Source organism: Corynebacterium sp. HMSC070E08, assembly GCF_001808895.1.
Lineage (GTDB): Bacteria > Actinomycetota > Actinomycetes > Mycobacteriales > Mycobacteriaceae > Corynebacterium > Corynebacterium hiratae.
Genome location: NZ_KV794727.1, coordinates 54,196 through 69,953, shown reverse-complemented (window position 1 = coordinate 69,953; position 15,758 = coordinate 54,196). Strand labels below are relative to the sequence as shown.

16 protein-coding genes are annotated in these 15,758 nt (G+C 58.8%); 10 read left to right on the top strand and 6 right to left on the bottom strand.

From position 1 onward, the window contains the following. Position 1: 1 nt before the first annotated feature. The gene (locus HMPREF2526_RS00820; protein WP_070545226.1) at positions 2 to 1,687 is read right to left on the bottom strand and encodes a thiamine pyrophosphate-dependent enzyme; all 1,686 of its coding nucleotides are present in this window, start codon (positions 1,685 to 1,687) and stop codon (positions 2 to 4) included. 129 nt (positions 1,688 to 1,816) lie between these two features. Here HMPREF2526_RS00820 and HMPREF2526_RS00815 point away from each other — a divergent pair, with 129 nt between their 5' ends. Further along, a complete protein-coding gene (locus HMPREF2526_RS00815) occupies positions 1,817 to 2,698 on the top strand; it encodes a LysR family transcriptional regulator (RefSeq protein WP_246819835.1) in 882 nt (293 codons plus the stop codon). Between the two features lie 429 nt (positions 2,699 to 3,127). On the opposite strand, the gene HMPREF2526_RS00810 is transcribed toward HMPREF2526_RS00815, so the two are convergent. Next, the gene (locus HMPREF2526_RS00810) at positions 3,128 to 3,763 is read right to left on the bottom strand and encodes a GntR family transcriptional regulator (RefSeq protein ID WP_070512278.1); all 636 of its coding nucleotides are present in this window, start codon (positions 3,761 to 3,763) and stop codon (positions 3,128 to 3,130) included. A 185-nt stretch (positions 3,764 to 3,948) separates the two neighbouring features. Between HMPREF2526_RS00810 and HMPREF2526_RS00805 the strand changes: the two genes are divergently transcribed. The 5 genes from HMPREF2526_RS00805 to HMPREF2526_RS00785 are packed head-to-tail and all read left to right on the top strand — an operon-like array spanning position 3,949 to position 8,486. Beyond that, positions 3,949 to 4,953, top strand: coding sequence for a TRAP transporter substrate-binding protein (locus tag HMPREF2526_RS00805; RefSeq protein WP_070512275.1), 1,005 nt, complete (start codon positions 3,949 to 3,951; stop codon positions 4,951 to 4,953). Then, entirely contained in the window at positions 4,946 to 5,485 is a 540-nt protein-coding gene (locus tag HMPREF2526_RS00800; RefSeq protein ID WP_070512270.1) for a TRAP transporter small permease, read from the top strand. Before HMPREF2526_RS00805 ends, HMPREF2526_RS00800 begins: the two co-directional genes overlap by 8 nt. Further along, positions 5,482 to 6,750, top strand: a complete 1,269-nt coding sequence (locus tag HMPREF2526_RS00795) for a TRAP transporter large permease (protein WP_070512267.1) — start codon at positions 5,482 to 5,484, stop codon at positions 6,748 to 6,750. The genes HMPREF2526_RS00800 and HMPREF2526_RS00795 overlap by 4 nt, the downstream gene beginning before the upstream one ends. Before the next feature lie 13 nt (positions 6,751 to 6,763). Further along, a complete protein-coding gene (locus HMPREF2526_RS00790) occupies positions 6,764 to 7,522 on the top strand; it encodes an HpcH/HpaI aldolase family protein (RefSeq protein ID WP_070512263.1) in 759 nt (252 codons plus the stop codon). Further along, entirely contained in the window at positions 7,515 to 8,486 is a 972-nt protein-coding gene (locus tag HMPREF2526_RS00785; RefSeq protein ID WP_070512259.1) for a C-terminal binding protein, read from the top strand. The genes HMPREF2526_RS00790 and HMPREF2526_RS00785 overlap by 8 nt, the downstream gene beginning before the upstream one ends. Before the next feature lie 145 nt (positions 8,487 to 8,631). Here the strand turns inward: HMPREF2526_RS00785 and HMPREF2526_RS00780 are convergent, their stop codons facing one another. The 3 genes from HMPREF2526_RS00780 to HMPREF2526_RS00770 are packed head-to-tail and all read right to left on the bottom strand — an operon-like array spanning position 8,632 to position 11,787. After that, complete coding sequence (locus HMPREF2526_RS00780; protein WP_070545223.1) at positions 8,632 to 9,354, bottom strand: sulfite exporter TauE/SafE family protein; 723 nt, start codon at positions 9,352 to 9,354, stop codon at positions 8,632 to 8,634. Between the two features lie 24 nt (positions 9,355 to 9,378). Continuing rightward, positions 9,379 to 10,089, bottom strand: a complete 711-nt coding sequence (locus HMPREF2526_RS00775) for a TIGR03089 family protein (protein ID WP_070545221.1) — start codon at positions 10,087 to 10,089, stop codon at positions 9,379 to 9,381. A gap of 45 nt (positions 10,090 to 10,134) precedes the next feature. Further along, positions 10,135 to 11,787, bottom strand: coding sequence for an LCP family protein (locus HMPREF2526_RS00770; protein ID WP_246819834.1), 1,653 nt, complete (start codon positions 11,785 to 11,787; stop codon positions 10,135 to 10,137). 53 nt (positions 11,788 to 11,840) lie between these two features. Between HMPREF2526_RS00770 and HMPREF2526_RS00765 the strand changes: the two genes are divergently transcribed. From HMPREF2526_RS00765 to HMPREF2526_RS00755, 3 genes are all read left to right on the top strand, one after another. Beyond that, the gene (locus HMPREF2526_RS00765; RefSeq protein ID WP_305764315.1) at positions 11,841 to 12,752 is read left to right on the top strand and encodes a glycosyltransferase family 2 protein; all 912 of its coding nucleotides are present in this window, start codon (positions 11,841 to 11,843) and stop codon (positions 12,750 to 12,752) included. Between the two features lie 56 nt (positions 12,753 to 12,808). After that, a complete protein-coding gene (locus HMPREF2526_RS00760; RefSeq protein ID WP_049156050.1) occupies positions 12,809 to 13,903 on the top strand; it encodes a mannose-1-phosphate guanylyltransferase in 1,095 nt (364 codons plus the stop codon). A 501-nt stretch (positions 13,904 to 14,404) separates the two neighbouring features. Then, complete coding sequence (locus tag HMPREF2526_RS00755; protein ID WP_005528147.1) at positions 14,405 to 14,653, top strand: WhiB family transcriptional regulator; 249 nt, start codon at positions 14,405 to 14,407, stop codon at positions 14,651 to 14,653. 96 nt (positions 14,654 to 14,749) lie between these two features. Here the strand turns inward: HMPREF2526_RS00755 and HMPREF2526_RS00750 are convergent, their stop codons facing one another. After that, positions 14,750 to 15,220, bottom strand: coding sequence for a metallopeptidase family protein (locus tag HMPREF2526_RS00750; protein ID WP_046647428.1), 471 nt, complete (start codon positions 15,218 to 15,220; stop codon positions 14,750 to 14,752). Between the two features lie 93 nt (positions 15,221 to 15,313). On the opposite strand from HMPREF2526_RS00750, the gene HMPREF2526_RS00745 reads away from it, so the two are divergent. Continuing rightward, positions 15,314 to 15,757 (top strand): DUF3499 domain-containing protein, encoded by a 444-nt coding sequence (locus HMPREF2526_RS00745; protein WP_080975101.1) that lies wholly within the window; start codon positions 15,314 to 15,316, stop codon positions 15,755 to 15,757. Position 15,758 lies beyond the last annotated feature (1 nt).

The window sequence follows — 15,758 nt, the reverse complement described above, 5'->3', positions numbered from 1 at the left end:
TTTAGCTGGTGGACGTTTCGCTGGTGTGCACAACAGCGGAGGGTGGGATAGGCAGGGAATGTGCCTGGTCGGTGATGACGTTGAGAAGCGCTGGTACGCCGTCCTCGGCGATGGCGCGCAGGGCGCGGGCCACGGCCTCCGGTACCTGGGCGTCATCAGTGATGAGCTCGCCGTGGGCACCGAAGCCGCGGGCAACCGCCGCGAAATCCGGGTTTACAAGCTGCGTGCCGGAAACGCGGTCGGGGAAGTGCTTCTTCTGGTGATCGCGGATGGTTCCGAACTCGCCGTTGGACATGACGATGATGAGAAAAGGCGCACCGTACTGCAGCGCGGTAGCCAGCTCCTGACCGTTCATGAGGTATTCGCCGTCCCCGGCAACGGTGACAACGGTGCGCTCCGGGAACTGCAGCTTGGTGGCCACTGCGGCCGGGATGGAATAGCCCATCGAGCCGTTGCGCACGCTGAACTGCGAGGGATAGACCTGCGAGCGCAGGAACTGCTGGGCCCAGATGCAGTGGTTGCCGGCGCCGAAGGTGTAGATGGAATCCGTCGGCAGCTGCTCATGCAGCGCGGCGAAGACGGCCTCCATGTGGGCGGTGCCCTCCTTGCCCGGGCGGTAGTCCGCGGGGTCGGGGAGCGTGGCGAAGTCGAGGTGGTTCGCGTGCGCGGTATCAAACCACTCGCCGCGTGTGTCCTTGCCCTCGACGCTTAGGCGATCCAGGGTGTGAGCGAAGGCCACGGGGCTCGCCACAATGTGTTCTACCAGCGCCACCGAGTGGCCTCGCAGGCTGGTATCGGGGTTGATGGCGATGTTGCGTTCCTGCGGTGACTGGCGCAAGGTGTAACCGTCGGTAGGAACATCACCGAGAACGGCACCGACTTCGATGACGAGGGAGGCAGCTTCCAAAAGTTGCGCCGCGCGTGGGTCGCGCCCATAGCCGAGCCAGCCGGCGTTGGCGGGGGAGTCGAAAGGTACACGGTCAGCGGCGCGGAAGTCTTGAATGATCGGGATGCGGTGCTCTTCGGCGAAGCGAGTGATCTTTTCAGCGGCCTCCGGGGTCCAGCGCGGACCGCCGGCAAAAATGAGTGGTCGCTCTGCGCGGCTCAGCTCGCGGGAGAGGAGGTCCAGGTGATCGTCGGAAAGCGCGCCTTCCGACACCGGGATGGGTGGGTGGATGCTGCCGGTGAACTCCTGGTGGAGAATATCCTCCGGCAGGCCCACGATGACGGGGCCGGGGCGGCCCTGCTGGGCTTGGAAGAAAGCTTCGGCCACGACGCGGGAGGCGCGCGACGGATCGTCGAGGACAAAGACCTGCTTGGCCTGGGTGCCGAACCACGCCTTGGGATCGAACTCCTGGAAGGACTCGCGGTCACGATCCGAGATGGGGATAAGGCCAACGAAGAGAACGAGCGGGGTGGCATCCTGCCAGGCGGTGTGGATGCCCACGTAGGCGTTGGCTGCGCCGGGGCCGCGCGTCACCATGGCGACGCCGGGCTGTCCGGTGGCTTTGCCATGGGCTTCGGCCATGTAGGTGGCACCGCCTTCGTGGCGGGTGACGATGGCCTTCACGGGGGAATCGTAGAGGCCGTCGAGCACGGGCAGGAAGCTTTCGCCGGGCACGAGGAAAGCGCGGGTGACGTTGTGCGCGGCGAGGGATTCGGCAATGGCGGCGCCGACGTGTGACATGGAAACCTCCCTGGGGTTGTTGTGGTAGTGGTCTCATTATTCTTTGGTGATGTCATGTTGTCTAATGTCGAAAAAGCTGGAAAGTCATACCCTCAAGGCATTGGTAGTGGTAGAAGTAAGGGAATGGACATGGTGAAGGCCAAATATTTCCTTGCGGTCGCCGAAGCTGGCACGGTGACTGCCGCCGCGGAGCGCCTTGGAATAACCCAGCCGGCGCTGAGTCGGCAGCTTCGGCGCTTTGAAAAGGAGCTGGACTTGGAGCTATTCGTGCGGGCCGGCTCCGCACTGGCGCTCAGCGACGCGGCACACGCCCTCATTCCGACGTGCCGCCGCCTGCTCGCCGAATCCGCGCGCGCCGGGCAGGCGGTGGAGGCACTCCGCGCGGGCAGTATCCCGGCGCTGCGCGTGGCTGCTACGCCGACGACGATTTCGACGCTTCTCGCTCCCTTTATTGAGGCCGCTGGCTCGACTATCCCACTGCTCACCACGACCCCGGTTACGCACTACGACGTTTTCGACGCGCTGGAAGGCTCCGCCGACGTGGTGATTGCCACCATCCCGCCGGGCAATGACGTGGCCTCATTGGCGTTGGGCACGATTCCGGTGCGCGCCTGGGTGCCGCCGACGCACCCCTTGGCGCTGGAGTGCGCGGGTTCGACCAGCGTGGAGGTTAAAAGGTTATTGCAAGAAAAGATGGCTCTGCCTTCGCGGCGCAGCGTGTCCCGTGGGGTGGTGGATTCCTTCGTGGGCACGGCTGGCTGTGCCTTGGGCTCGCATGTCGAGTGCGATGACACCGCAACCTTGAGCGCCTTGGCCCGCTCGGGCCGAGCCGTAGCGCTCATGACGGAGCTGCAGCCGGCACGGCTGGTGGGTTTCGACGTGGTCGATGGTGAACGGACTCTGGGCGGTGTGCCGCTGGTGGCGGCGTGGTCCCCGGGGCACTTCGCGGGGCAGGAAATTGCGCAGATTGCTGAGCGCTTCCGTAGTTTTATTGCGGGGTCGCTTCGCTAGGGTCTGGTTCTTGGCGCTGAGCGGTGTGCGCGCTTGGTGGGCGGTGGATAAATCTGCCCCAGTTGCCAAAGATTTGGTGCAAAAGGGCGGCAGGTTCATCTTTGACGGCTCCTGTGGCTTGGGTGTTCAGGTGCTCGTGCCCGGCCAAGTGAAAACTCGCTCATGCAATCTGGCTAGGGAAGAGTCCCACAAACCCTATAGGGCACCGGCCAAAACCGTTCAATGATCTGTGTAGGAAAGACTCAATTGGCCATTCAGGGGACTCGGCAACTCTTGTAACCGAATGGGCTGAAGGTTATCGCCGGTTCGTATGGTTGGCATTAGTTACCAAATCAGGGGCCAACTCCGGTGAGGGTAGCTTCGCCCATTCACACAGTGACTTGAATACTCGTCAACACTATTTTCTTGGCAAGATGAAGTCAGTGTAAGCTACAGTGCCTTCTCCCGATTTGAAAACCGGTGTGAGGCAATCTCGAAGTGCTCACGCAATTTCTCTTCCCAGCCCGATCCATCAGCAACAGAGTTGAGTAACTCTTCATGAATCTTGACCTCATTTTGAATGTCGTCATCCTGAGCGCGGTTGACCAAGAGCAATGCTTTGAAATTCCTTTCACAGATTTCCCACATGCTCAAAGCGAGTCGACCTTCGGAAGCTGATAAGAACGATTGATGGAATCGAAAGTCTGCATCTCTTGCGCTGTCCAAGTCATTACTGTTCGCTGCCCGGGCAAAAGCATCCAAAGCTTCTGTCGTCGCGGACCAGTCGGCATCTCTTTCCAGCGCTATCTCAATTGCACGGCGCTCCAAAAGAAACCTAAGCTCATACAGCTCTTTGACCACTTCATTAATGCGATCGCTCACTTTGTAGCTTCGCCCATCTTGCTGAATTAAGCCATCGGCTTCAAGCTTTGCAATTGCATCGCGTACCGGCCCCCGGCTCACCTCAAATTCGCGAGAAAGCCAAGGCTCCGTAAGTGGGGTCCCCTCTGGGAGAGCCCCTGAAAAGATCTCGATGCGTAGTGACTCGGCTACCTGAACACCCAGCGATTGTTGCCTTACGATCATTTTTTCTCCTATGACTCTTGACTCAGTTGTAGCACCTCCGTATTGTATCCCACAATTAACTGTTAACAGTAAACAGTTAATTGGCTCTCACAAGACAAGGAAAGGAGGGTTCAGGGTTGCGCATTTCGACCAAGGCCCAAGGCGTCTTAAACACAAGGATTTCTAGGCGTGGATTCCTAGGAGCCATGGGCGCTGCGGCTCTATCCAGCACTTTAAGCTCTTGCTCTGGTTCGCGTGCGGCTGGTTCCTCAGCCAAAGCAGAGTTCGATCTCGTCATTGCTCATGCCACGACGACCGATCACTTTACGCATCGTGCTTACATGCTTTTTGCAGATCACATCAATAAGGGCAGCGAGGGAAGAATCAACGCAAGGGTTTTCCCCAATGGAGTTTTCGGCGGAGACCGACAGCTCATTGAATCCGTCCAGCTCAACAACATTCAGGCGACCGCACCGTCAACCTCTCCGCTCGCCGCGTTTTCCAAGAACATGAACGTCTGGGATTTGCCGTTCAAGTTCGATTCCCGGGACGAAGCATTTACAGTGCTAGACGGTGAATTCGGACAAGCACGGCTGAAGGAACTCGAGGATGTTCAAATTGTGGGGTTGGGTTACTGGGAAAATGGATTCCGGAATCTGACACACAAAGTTAAAGACTTGGAACTCCCCCAAGGACTCAAAGGCCTCAAAGTTAGAACACTGGAGAACCCGACGCAGATCCGAGCATGGAACGCCACCGGTGCCAGTGCAACACCGATGGCTTTCACTGAGGTGTACACAGGACTTCAGCAGGGAACGATTGACGCCCAAGAAAACCCACTGGCTCTCATCGCCTCCCAAAAGTTTTATGAAGTTCAAAAGTATATGGTGATGTCCAACCATGTGTACACCCCCATGCCGCTCCTCTTGAGTAAGAAATTCTTCGATGAACTTCCTTTAGAACTTCAGGAGTTGGTCAAGGAAGCAGGCACGCTTTCCACGCAATACTGCCGAGAAGAAGCAATCAAAGACGAAGAGAAGTCGAAGAACGCCATCCTTGAGGGTGGAGTGGAAATCCGCGATATCTCGAACCATGAACGCGACCAAATGCGCGAGATCATGTCCGCCGCAGCGGAGTCATACCTCCGTGGGTTGCTTGGAGACCAAATTATTGACGATATGAATAAAGCAGTGGAGGCCAGCCGTGCATAGCGAAGAAACACGTGGCACGTCCCACCACAAGCTTTACGTTGATGAATACATTGGCGCCGGAATCCTCGGCATCATGACCATTCTCTTGTTTGTCCAAGTCTTTTCACGATTCATCCTTCAAAATTCGCTCTCGTGGAGCGAGGAGCTTTCTCGATACATGTTCATTTGGATGAATTTCTTGCTCCTGGGAATCGTGACGCTTCGAGGAGAACACATTGCAATTGATGTGCTGACGTCCAAGCTTAAAGGCGGGGTCAAGAAGATTGCCATGCAGTTTGTAATCATCGCCTGCTTCATTGTCAACATCATCCTCCTTGTTTTCGCAATACAGATTGCGACTACCCTCTTTCAACTCGGACAAACGTCTGCAGCACTTCAGCTTCCAATGTGGGTCGTCTACTCGGCTCTGCCGTTCGGCCTCGTGCTGTGTTGCCTCCGCATGTTGCAAACAAGTGGCCAAATCTGGCTAGGAACGTCACCCCTCTTGGATGACAACCTTGAGCTAGAACTTGCCGAAAGGACACAATCATGAGTCTGGCTTGTCTCTTGATAACGCTTTTCGCAGCACTTGCCCTAGGTATTCCGATTGCGTACTCACTGCTTGCAGCAGGATTGCTCACAATCTTCTTGTTCAATCCCGGTATCTCGTACGGAATGATTGCGCAATACCTGACTACTGCAAACGACTCGTTCCCGATTCTCGCCGTTCCTTTCTTTATTCTTGCCGGCCTAATAATGGGTAAGGGCGGCATTTCCCGCCGCCTGTTCAATGTGGCGAATTCCTTCGTGGGGCATATTCCCGGTGGTGTCGGAGTTGCAGCGGTCTTGACCGCAATGTTCTTCTCTGCGATTTCTGGGTCGGGCCCCGCAACCGTAGCTGCAATCGGCGGCATCATGATTCCAGAGATGATCAAGCTAGGGTATTCCAAGCAATTCTCCGCGGCTCTCATCGCCTCGGCTGGAACGATTGGCGTTGTCATTCCCCCGTCCATCCCCCTCGTTATCTTCGGCGTCGTAACAGGCACGAGTATCGGGGATCTCTTCCTTGCAGCGATCGTCCCAGGAATCTTGATGGGTGTAGTGCTTATTGGATGGGCTATCTACTACGCCAAGAAGAACAACGTTGGTCGTACCGAGAAGTCCACATTGAGAGAGCGACTGCACCAAGTAAACGGCGCAAAGGCAGGCCTCTTCCTACCAATTATCATTCTCGGAGGAATCTACGGCGGCATCTTCACGCCTACAGAGGCAGCTGTCATTGCAGTCGTCTATGCAGTCCTCGTCAGCATGGTTATCTACAAGGAACTGGACTTCCGCGGCATCATGGAAACCTTCAACTCCGCTGCGCTGACGTCCAGCGGCCTGATGATTATTGTCGCCGCAGCTGCAGTATTTAGTCTCTTCCTCACCATCGAAGAAGCTCCTCAGGCTATCGTAAATGCCTTGAGTCACCTTTCAGATAACCCACTGGTGATCATTATCATCGTGAACCTGATTCTTGTTTTGCTCGGCACCTTCATGGAGACAATTGCTGCGATCACAATTATCAGCCCCATTCTTGTTCCCGTCTTATCACTGGCAGGAATGGATCCCATTCAAATTGGTGTCATCGTCGTTCTCGTTCTATCGATCGGCTTCATCACCCCGCCCCTTGGCGTTAACTTGTTTATCGCCTCCGGCGTTGCCAAAATTCGACCACAAAAAACAGTGGTCGCAATCATCCCCGGGTTCCTCCTCTTGGTTCTCGTGGGCCTCATCGTAAGTTTCATCCCGGCGCTTTCCGTCGGCCTACTTTAAGGAGTTGTACACAATGACTAACCATCGCGAAAATCTCGCAAACGGCGCAATCTACCACGGCCAGTGGCTGATGACTACCAGCACCGACCTCGCTAGGGCTTCGTCTGCCATTGGATTCGATTACGTCTGTATCGACATGCAGCATGGCTTCGCCCGTAATGAAGACATCCTCCGCCTCAGCGACGCGATTCGCGCCGGCGGTGACTCTCTTGTGACGGCACGAGTCGCTGACAACCGATTCACTGAAATTGGAATGCTCGCCGATGCTGGGATCGAAGCCATTATCGTTCCTCTCGTCTCCAACAAGGAACAGGCGAAGGCAGCTGCAGACGCTCTCCGTTATCCGGATCACGGAGGAAACCGTTCCTTCGGCCCTACCGCTCCGATTGTCAAAGGTGACCCCGTGAACACCTCTGATATCAAGCCTCCCCTTCTTTTCGTCATGATTGAGAACGCTGAAGGATTTTCCAACGCAGAAGAAATCTGTGGTGTCGAAGGAGTCGACGGAATTTACATTGGCCCATCGGACCTAGCGCTAGCTGTCGGCTCGACTCCGGGACCGGAAGAGCAAGTTACAACTGATGCTATCGCCAAAGTCCTCGGAATCATCCAGGACGCTGGTAAAATTCCTGGAATCCATTGCAGCCACGGTACTGAAGCTAACAAACGCCGAGAGCAAGGGTTCCGTTTCATCACCACGTCCAGTGATATCGCAGCAGCACGAGCCGGTTTCATTAACGACTTGAAGAACGGACGTGGCACCAATGACTAACAAGCGTGTAGTAATCACCGATCATGAATTTCCCAACCTAGCTGACGAAGAGCGAATTGCTGCTGAAAACGGCGCAACGCTTGAGGTACATAGCGACGTTCTCCAAGAAGACGAAGTTATCGCAGCTACCAAGGGTGCTGATGTCGTAATCCTCGCTTATGCCCAAATCACCCGTAAGGTACTCGAAAGTCTTGCCCCCGGTGCGACCGTGATTCGATATGGAATGGGCTACGAGACAATCGATATGCAAGCAGCAACCGAACTTGGGGTCCGAGTCTGCAACGTTCCAGATTACGGTGCTGACACAGTCGCAGACCACACTGTAATGCTTGCCTTGGCAGCGGTCAGAAAGGTTTTGACCTACCACTCGAATATTGTTCGTGCGAATGACGGGTGGATTGCTGCTCCAGAAGTTGGGCGGATTCCGGCAGTCTCGGATCTTACTTATGCCACTGTCGGGACTGGACAAATTGGTCTCAAAGTTGCAAAGCGCATGCAAGCTTTTGGAGCGACCACCATTGCCTACGATCCTTTTGTTGACAAAGATCTGTTGTCAAAGGAAAACGTTGAGGTTGTCGAACTAGATGAACTGCTTTCGCGAGCAGATGTTGTTTCAATCCACGCCCCGCTTACTGACAGCACGTATCACATCATTGGTGACGCTGAGATTGGCAAGCTGTCGAACGAAGCAATCATCGTGAACACCGCCCGCGGTGCGCTTCTTGACACTGAGGCGGCAGCACGCGCAGTGTCCGAAGGCCGCTTAGGAGGCCTAGCACTCGACGTCATGGAAAGTGAGCCCCTCGAGGAAGGCCACCCGCTTCGGACCGCTCCGAACACTATCCTCACCCCTCATGCCGCTTATTACTCCGAACGGTCTTTGGCCAATCTTCAGTTGTTCGCAGCTGAGGAAATGGGGCGCGCCTTGAGTGAGCAGCCTCTCCGATGCCAGCTCAACCGCTAACCAAACTGGAGTAACGGACAAAAGCTCGCCTCGAGCCCACGCTAGGGCTTGAGGCGAGTTCTTTGTTTTGTTAGCTAGGGCTGTTGGGAGGGGTGAGCTGCGGTCCTAGCAGTCGAGCAAGAAAACTCACGGCATGTTGCGGATACTAGGCAGCAACCAGCCCCTCAACAATGAGCGCCACAGCCGCGCTGATAGCCACCACAAGGACAATGCGGTTGAGCACCTTGGCGTTGATGAAACGGTTGAGGTAGCCGGCGGCGATGAGGCCCACGATGGCTACCGGCAGGTAGGCCGCGGCGGCGGTGAGCTGTAGGCTAGTGATTTGCCCGCTCAAACTCAAGATTGCCAGCGAGATGGTGCAGCCGATGATGAAGGTGCCCGACAGGGTGCCGCGTATGCGGGCTGGGTCATAACCCTTGAGTACCAGCGCCATGGGCGGGCCACCGATGGACGTCGACGTACCCAGAAATCCAGAAGCAGCACCCGCGACAGCAATGTTGGCGGTGGTGCGCTTGGGAGACCAGCCGAGGCTGGACAAGGTCATGGCAAAGATGACGGCGCAGCCGATGAAAAGGGAGAGCCCGCGGTGGGAGAGGGAAGCAATCGCCCACGCACCCGCGAGCGAGCCGGGGATGCGCGCGATGGAGGAGATGGCCACAATGTCCCACGACACTGCCGAGCGTGACTTGAGCATCGTCGTGGTGGAAATGACGAAGGCCAGCAAGAGGATGAGCGTGGGAACCAGCTCCGGCTTGATGAGCGCCAAGATGGGGGTGGCGATGGTGCCAAGTCCGAATCCGATGGTTCCCTGGCAGATTGTGCCCACGAGGATGAGAACACCGATAAATACATAGAGCCAGCTGAACATCGCTCTACTATCTCATGACGGCGTTTAGGAGCGGACGGTGACCTTCTCGTTGTCTGCGATGTCCTCCAAGCGGTCGGCCGAGCACAGGCCCGCCACAATGACGGCGGAGCCGCCCGCAGCCAGTGGTTCGAGGACGGCCCGCTGGAAGGAAGCGCTGTCCGTCCAACCCTGTGAAAGCACGCGCTCAGCGCCCAACTCGGTGGGGAAAAGCTCCGGTAGTGGGGTAGTGGTGCCATAGAAGTGATCGCCATAGAAGCGCACGGTGGGGCCGAAGTCGATGGTGCCCAGCGGCAGCTCGCCGCCGCTTTCGACAACGCCGCGGCCAAAAGGATCCTGCGTGACGAGAACCGTGTCGACCAGTGGGGCCGATGCAGAGCCGGTGCCCGCGTCCGCCGCAGCCTTGAGGTAGGCCTCCGGAGAGGTGAACACCACGGCGATATCGTCGGCGTGCGGCTCTGTAGCGGCCGCACCGTCGGTTATGTCGAAGGAGATGCCCGTGGCTAGAGCCCCAAGTGCAATGACGGCCGCCTGCCAGGACACCGGAAGGTCGATGAGGATGCGGGAATCCGTGTCTGGTTCGAGGTCGAGCTCTTCCAGCAGCATGTTGGCGATCTTGGAGGTCCAGTTCTCCAGTGTTTGCGCCGAGAAGTCCATGCGGGTGCCGTCAGATTCGTTATAAACACTGAGGCGGGGAGCGGAGGCATCGGCGGACAGGAGATGCTGAAGGAGTTCCATGTCCGCCCATCGTAGGTGGCGGGCGCCAAGCCCGCCACGGTGTCTTTAGTTCACGCAGCGCGGGCCATCGCCGCCCGCGTCGATCTCAGGCGAAACCTCCGCGGTACCAAAGTCATCGCCCGGGGTGCCGACCTGCTGGGTGTCGCCGCCTTGGTCGGGCTCCGCAGCAGCCTCTTCTTCCTTCGCGGAGTCATCCTTCGGGCCGGAGTAGTCATCCGTAGCCACCACGATGAAGGTATCCGGTTCGAGCTCTTCGTTAGCCGTGACAGGCAGACCGCCGAGCTGCTCAGCCAAAGCCTGTGCGCGCTCATCGTTGGCATCCGCGGCCACGATCTGGGACTCGGTATACAGGCCCGACTGCGCATTGGCCGTGCGCTCCACGGTGTAGCCCACGTTCTTTAACCACGCGCCGATTCCGCCGGCCATTCCGTCGACGTTGCCGGCGTTGAGGACGTGCAGGTTGAGGTTCTCAGCCACGGGCTTCTCGCCTTCCTCGGCGGCCTTGTCGGTGGCGGCGTCCTCGGACTTTTCGTCCTCCTCGGCCTTCTCCTGAGACTTGGCCAGATCCTCCATGAAGCGGTGGACCTCTGCGGTATCGATGGTCACCACCGATTCGCCATAGTCGCCCACGCCGGTAATTGAGGTCACCGGGATCGTCGTAAAGGTCACGTTGCCGCCGGCCAGCCCGGCCAGCTGGGTGACAAAACCCATGATGTCCCAACCATCGTCGATGACTACGGAGCGCTCCACGGCATCAGCAATCTTGTTGAGCTTGCCCGGAGAGGTCAGGGTTCCCGAATCCAGAACCTTCGACGTCAGCGATGCCATGTAGGCCTGCTGGCGCACGATGCGGTCAAGGTCACCGCGCGGTAGCTCATAGCGCTGGCGCACGAAGGACAGGCCCTCGGAGCCCTGCAAGGTTTGGCGCCCAGCCGGGAATTTAGCGCCCGACATCGGATCATCGACGGCGTCGTTGAGGCAGACGTCGACGCCCCCGACGGCGTCGGTAAGCAGCACGAAGCCCAAGAGACCCACCTCAGCGTAGTGGTCGACGTTGACATCAGTGAGCTTGTGCACCATCGAAATGAGACCAGCGCGGCCAGCCTCCGTGCTCTCCTTCTCCATCTCTTTCTCGGTGTGGGGAGGGGTGTTTCCTGCGGCTTCAGCCTCCGCGTTTTCCTGCTGCAACTCCTCCATCTTGTCTGCTTTGTGCAGCGCAAAGACGGCGTTTATTTTCGTGTTTCCGAAGTCCTCGTCGTGGACATAGGTATCGCGCGGAATGGATACTGCCGTGGCGCGCGAGCCATCATTGGGGATGCGGATCACCATGATGGTGTCGGTGTTTTCCTCGCCCTCATCCACACCGGCATGCAGGTCCGCCAGCTCCTGCTCGGAAAGCGGATTCCCCTTGGCATCGGTGCGCGAGTCCTTGCCCACGAGCAAGATATCGACCGCGCCATCGAGGCCGTTGTCCTTAAAACCGCCCTGATTGCCGAGTGCCAGATTGGAGGCGGAGGAGATGTCATTTCCCAGCTTGCCCACGGTGAAGTAACCCACGCCGGAGAGCACGAGGACCACTGCGGACAGGAAGGCGACGACGGCCTTGAGTGGCGTCGATCCTCGTTGGGCGGTGGGCGCGGACTGCGAGGGCGCGGCCTGAATGTGGCGGGCGGCGCGCGGGGAATTCGGGGAAGTCACGGGACTAGTTTAAGTGAGCACGCTGCAAAACCGTGAAGCAGTGTCGCGGGCGCGTGCGCACGCCGGCGTTGGGTACTCTCAAGAACATCGTGAAGAATATACAGAAACCCCTGGCCGTGGTCACGGTGACCTTTTCGCCTGGCCGCTACCTCAGCGACTTCCTGGAGTCGCTGCGCTTGGCGACGTCCCTTCCTACTCTCACCGTTCTCGCCGATAATGGCTCAACCGATGGGGTGCCGGAAGCCGCCGCGCGGGAGCATGAGGACGTGGAATTCCTCGATACTGGAGGAAACATCGGCTACGGCGCGGGAATGAATGCCGGCGCGCGATTCGCCCGTGCGCACGGCGTTGATGACGAGTTCTTCCTCATTGCCAACCCGGACGTGACGTTTAGCGAAGGCTCCCTGGATGAGCTGATCGCGTGCGCGCGCCGCCACCCGGACGCCGCGGCGGTGGGGCCACGCATCGTGGAGCCGGATGGCAGCAACTATCCCTCTGCTCGCGCCGTGCCTACGCTGCTCACAGGGATCGGCCACGCGCTGTTCGGAACTATTTGGCCATCCAATCCGTGGTCGCGCGCCTACCGCGATGATGCCGATATGGATAGCGAGCGCCCAGCCGGTTGGCTCTCCGGTTCCTGCCTTCTGGTGCGGTGGGCGGCCTTTGAGCAGATTGGTGGCTTTGATGAGCGTTACTTCATGTATTTGGAGGACGTGGACTTAGGTGACCGCTTTGTCCGCGCCGGCTGGCGCAATATCTTCTGCCCCACGGCGGTGATTACCCACGCCAAGGGCCACTCGACGAAAGCGCATCGTGGCGCGATGCTGCGCGCCCACCACGATTCGGCTTACCGCTTCCAAGCGGATAGGCGCCCGCACTGGTACCAGGCGCCACTGCGCGCAGCCTTGTGGATGGGGCTGCGGGCGCGAGGGCTGATTTTAAGCGCGTGCCGCGACGGCTCCTGAGTCAGGCGCGCCTATACACTAACGGTGACTTATCTGAAAAGAGATTAAGGAACGATATGACTGAATCAGCGCCCCAGTGGGGATCGACGGCCGATGCCGTCATTCTGGTGGGAGGTCGCGGCACCCGCCTGCGCCCGCTGACGATTGGCACGCCGAAGCCGATGTTGCCCACGGCCAACTACCCATTCCTCCAGCACCTGCTCGCCCGTATCAAGGAAGCCGGGATTGAGCACGTGGTGCTCTCCACTTCTTATAAGGCGGAGGTCTTTGAGGAGTACTTCGGGGATGGCTCCGATCTGGGCCTGGAAATTGAGTACGTGGTGGAGGAGACCGCGCTGGGTACCGGCGGCGGTATCCGCAACGTCTATGACAAGCTGCGCCAGGACACGGTCATGGTGTTCAACGGCGACGTTTTGTCCGGCATGGATCTCAACGGCATCCTTGATACGCATCATTCCAAGGACGCCGACGTGACGATGCACCTGCTCAACGTCGCTGATCCCCGTGCCTTTGGCTGCGTTCCTACCGATTCCGAGGGCCGAGTAACGGCCTTCTTGGAAAAGACCGAGGATCCGCCGACGAACCAGATCAACGCCGGTTGCTACGTGTTCAAGAAGGATGTCATCGAGACGATTCCGGCTGGCCGCGTGGTCTCCGTGGAGCGCGAGACCTTCCCGCAGCTGCTGGAGTCCGGCCGCCTGGTGGTAGGCCACGTGGATAACTCCTACTGGCGCGATATGGGCCGCCCGGATGATTTCGTCCGCGGCTCCTCCGACTTGGTGCGCGGTATCGCGCATTCGCCGCTGTTGGTGGGGCGCACGGGTGAGTCTGTCGTGGATGAGTCTGCGGGTATCGCCGGTGGCGTACTGCTGCTGTCCGGCACGGCCGTGGGCCGCGGTTCCGTGATTGGGGCGGGCTGCCGCTTGGACGGCACAGTGGTCTTCGATGGCGTCACTATCGAGCCGGGCGCCATCATTAACAACTCCATCATTGCCTCGGGCGCGCACATTGGTGCCAACGCGCACATCGACAACTGCGTCATCGGCGAAGGTGCCACCATCGGCGCGCGTTGCGAGCTGCAGGGCGGCATGCGCGTCTTCCCAGGTGTGAGCATTCCGGACGCCGGCGTGCGTTTTAGCTCGGATGCCTAAACACCTCAGCTAGCTGGGGCAAAGCCTGGGGATAGGCACAGGTCTTGGCGCTGGGAAGTTATCTTCCCGGCGCCTCTTTTCATGCCGTGACGCATGGTTTTTATGGTGCGAATGAGATCCATGTGTTTTGCCCGACTGGGTGGCGACACGCCGAAGAAACCTTGGAATTGTTCACAGGGTCGGGGGTGGCCACTACATGTAGTACCCCCGATGATCACCCCTTAACTAGGAGATCTGTGACTGATGTGAAAGTTGGGGATGCTGTACAGCGTTTTCGCTGGAGCCCAACAAAAATCTTCCGCGACAGGTTGACGATATTTAGTGATCCGGTGTGAAATGACATCAGTGTAATCAACGGCACGGCGGGCGCGGCACCGAGAAATTGTTTCGGTGTAGGGTCGGTGCCACTGAATCAAGAGAGAAACGACCTCGGAGAAAGGAAGCGGCGTGGACAATACAACGAATAATAGCGCTATTCTCCGTGGCGGTGCTGCTGCAGAGATGTCGCTCGATGAACTCTTTGGTGCCGTCGAGCAGGAGTGGCAAGACCAGGCGCTGTGCGCCCAGACGGACCCGGAAGCTTTCTTCCCAGAAAAGGGAGGATCGACGCGCGAGGCTAAGCGCATTTGCCAGGCCTGTGCAGTGCGGGATGAATGCCTCGAATATGCTTTGGAGCACGATGAGCGCTTTGGAATTTGGGGCGGCTTGTCAGACCGTGAGCGCCGCCGATTAAAGCGTGAGATCGGTTAAGCGCAGCGGATCTAGTAGTGCAGCGTCATCGCTCCCCCTATCGTTTGGGCCCTCAGTCCCAGCGGTGAGGGGGAGCGATGGGTTTTCAGGAGTGGTTTACCAGGTAAAGCGCGGATCGATGTCTCCGGGATCGACGTTCAGGTAATTGGCCACTAGTGCGGTAAGCACGGTCGATAGCAGTTCCTCGCGCTCCTGTGCCGACTGCACGCGCTCCTCAATGGGCATGCGGAAAATGACCAGGCGGGCGCGCGTAGGCTGACCGGCGGAATCCACGCCCGCAGGCACGATGCGCCCTAGTGGAACGGGGCCGTCGGCGATGATCTCATCCGGCATGACCGTCATGTCTACCGACAGGCGCATCCGGGGCACGGTATCAACGGCAAGGTCGAGCCCGGTGAGCTGTTCAGCAAAAGCGTAATGGATGGGGGCGTAGGCCTCGAGCACCGCCATATCGAAGCGCTCGGCGCTGCTGCGATAGCGCGGCGTGTTGTGTGGCAGCAGCGGCCCACGTGCACCGCGGCCGTGGCGGTGGCGGGCCGGGCGGATATGCGGGCGGGGCGTGCTCATGCGGCTTAGTTTAGGCCGGGCTGAAGGAGGGTTGTGGCGAGGCGCGCCGCGTTGGACTATCTAAATCTCAAGTTAGGGTTTAGACTTGGGCGCGTGACTAGCTCTCGCCATTGCTCCCGCCCCGGCTGCGGCCGTCCCGCCGTGGCGACGTTGACCTATGCCTACGCACAGCAAACCGCCGTCGTGGGTCCGCTCTCCGAAGAAACCGATCCCCACGCTTGGGACCTGTGCGAAAAGCACAGCGCCCGCATCACCGCCCCGCAAGGCTGGGAGATGGTGCGTGTTGACCGCATCGAGCTTGATGAGGATGACGACCTCACAGCGCTCGCCGAAGCCGTCCGGGAGGCCGGGCGAGTGACCACTGGCCTGGTGGATGATTCCACGGCCGGCTCCGGTGCCGATCCCATTGACTACTCCGCTACCTTCGACGGCGCCGATCCGCGTAACTCAAACCATCCTGTGTTTCGGACCCGCCGCGTCCACGACGCCCGCCAGCGCCGCCGCGCACACCTGACGGTGGTGCCGGACGCCGAGTAAT

Coding starts and splice junctions, on each gene's coding strand:
- HMPREF2526_RS00795 (WP_070512267.1), top strand. CDS start 5,482: ATGAGTCTGGCTTGTCTCTTGATAACGCTTTTCGCAGCACTTGCCCTA.
- HMPREF2526_RS00780 (WP_070545223.1), bottom strand. CDS start 9,354: ATGTTCAGCTGGCTCTATGTATTTATCGGTGTTCTCATCCTCGTGGGC.
- HMPREF2526_RS00750 (WP_046647428.1), bottom strand. CDS start 15,220: ATGAGCACGCCCCGCCCGCATATCCGCCCGGCCCGCCACCGCCACGGC.
- HMPREF2526_RS00815 (WP_246819835.1), top strand. CDS start 1,817: ATGGTGAAGGCCAAATATTTCCTTGCGGTCGCCGAAGCTGGCACGGTG.
- HMPREF2526_RS00785 (WP_070512259.1), top strand. CDS start 7,515: ATGACTAACAAGCGTGTAGTAATCACCGATCATGAATTTCCCAACCTA.
- HMPREF2526_RS00805 (WP_070512275.1), top strand. CDS start 3,949: ATGGGCGCTGCGGCTCTATCCAGCACTTTAAGCTCTTGCTCTGGTTCG.
- HMPREF2526_RS00790 (WP_070512263.1), top strand. CDS start 6,764: ATGACTAACCATCGCGAAAATCTCGCAAACGGCGCAATCTACCACGGC.
- HMPREF2526_RS00755 (WP_005528147.1), top strand. CDS start 14,405: ATGTCGCTCGATGAACTCTTTGGTGCCGTCGAGCAGGAGTGGCAAGAC.
- HMPREF2526_RS00820 (WP_070545226.1), bottom strand. CDS start 1,687: ATGTCACACGTCGGCGCCGCCATTGCCGAATCCCTCGCCGCGCACAAC.
- HMPREF2526_RS00775 (WP_070545221.1), bottom strand. CDS start 10,089: ATGGAACTCCTTCAGCATCTCCTGTCCGCCGATGCCTCCGCTCCCCGC.
- HMPREF2526_RS00760 (WP_049156050.1), top strand. CDS start 12,809: ATGACTGAATCAGCGCCCCAGTGGGGATCGACGGCCGATGCCGTCATT.
- HMPREF2526_RS00810 (WP_070512278.1), bottom strand. CDS start 3,763: ATGATCGTAAGGCAACAATCGCTGGGTGTTCAGGTAGCCGAGTCACTA.